General features: G+C 57.9%; 2 protein-coding genes. Both read right to left on the bottom strand.

Annotation, left to right across the window (positions count from 1 at the left end):
* Positions 1 to 148: 148 nt before the first annotated feature.
* Positions 149 to 493, bottom strand: a complete 345-nt coding sequence (gene tnpB, locus FX155_RS11385) for an IS66 family insertion sequence element accessory protein TnpB (RefSeq protein WP_004578760.1) — start codon at positions 491 to 493, stop codon at positions 149 to 151.
* On the bottom strand, positions 490 to 780 hold the full coding sequence (gene tnpA, locus FX155_RS11380; RefSeq protein ID WP_154488813.1) for an IS66 family insertion sequence element accessory protein TnpA: 291 nt from the start codon (positions 778 to 780) through the stop codon (positions 490 to 492). Before tnpA ends, tnpB begins: the two co-directional genes overlap by 4 nt.
* Positions 781 to 1,002: the final 222 nt, after the last annotated feature.

Here is a 1,002-nt window from a genome sequence, read left to right as displayed (position 1 = left end):
CTTGAACCAGTCCAACTGCCGCTGCATGACCTGAAGTTGTTCACGCAGCAATGCATTCTCCTCGGCCAGGGCCGAGTAAGAAGGCGTGTTGGAAGAGGTAGTGGAAGCCGTTGAATTCATGGCCGACATTATACCGGAAGTCCGTCTTCTATACCCCTCGAAAACGCTTGAACTGGCGGTATTTCTGCACCTCGATGCCGTCGATCAGCAGTTGCAGATCCGTCAGGGTCAGGGCTCGCTGACCGGAGGCGGATAACGGCACCCGGAACTGCCCTTGTTCCAGGCGCTTGGCCCACAGGCAGTAACCGGTGGTCGTAAAATACAGCATCTTCATCTGAGTCTTGCGCCGATTAACGAAGACGAAATACTGGCCGCTGAGCGGGTCGTGCTTCAACTGATTCCGAACCAGGGCACTCAGGCCCCGGAACGATTTGCGCATGTCGGTGGGCTCGGTGCACAGCCAGATGCGGGCCTGGCTATCGAGTCCGATCATCCGTGCTGGCTCAGCCGGAGTTCAACGCCGTTGCCCAGGCTGAGCACAATGTGCCAGCCTGGGCCGGAGGATGGGGAGTTGCCCATCAACGACGAGAGATCCAGAAAACCGGCTTCACCGGATCCAGTCGAATCATTGGTCGACGGATCGGACAGACGCTTGCGCCAATTGCAGAAACTGGCGTAACCAATGTTCCCTTGTTTGCAGAACTTCGAAGCTGACAGACCACTGTCTCGCTGCTGATTGACCAGGGCCTGCCACTGTTCGGGTGTGCGGTGCTTTCTCATGGGGGTAACCTCGCTTGGAAACTGTGAGGTTACTTTAGGGCGAATTTTAGCGGGGTGGCAGAACGTCGTGGAATGAACGCTTACACACGTACGTCAGGTCGGTCGCCCAACGCTCATCCGGCCTTGAGGCGATGGACGGTAGGCTCCTGGCCCGAGGCCGACAGCCTTGAGGCCGCTTGCGCACCTGCCATCCCTTCAGCTGAAGGATGCGCTGTATAGGCT

Origin of the sequence: Acidaminococcus fermentans, assembly GCF_009696675.1 — a bacterium.
In the GTDB taxonomy this organism is placed as follows: Bacteria; Bacillota; Negativicutes; order Acidaminococcales; family Acidaminococcaceae; genus Acidaminococcus.
The sequence above is the reverse complement of the archived record's forward strand: the minus strand, read 5'-3'. Positions and strand labels throughout refer to the sequence as shown.

Excerpts from the sequence above, each read along its gene's own strand:
- tnpA (WP_154488813.1), bottom strand. The coding sequence starts at position 780 with ATGAGAAAGCACCGCACACCCGAACAGTGGCAGGCCCTGGTCAATCAG.
- tnpB (WP_004578760.1), bottom strand. The coding sequence starts at position 493 with ATGATCGGACTCGATAGCCAGGCCCGCATCTGGCTGTGCACCGAGCCC.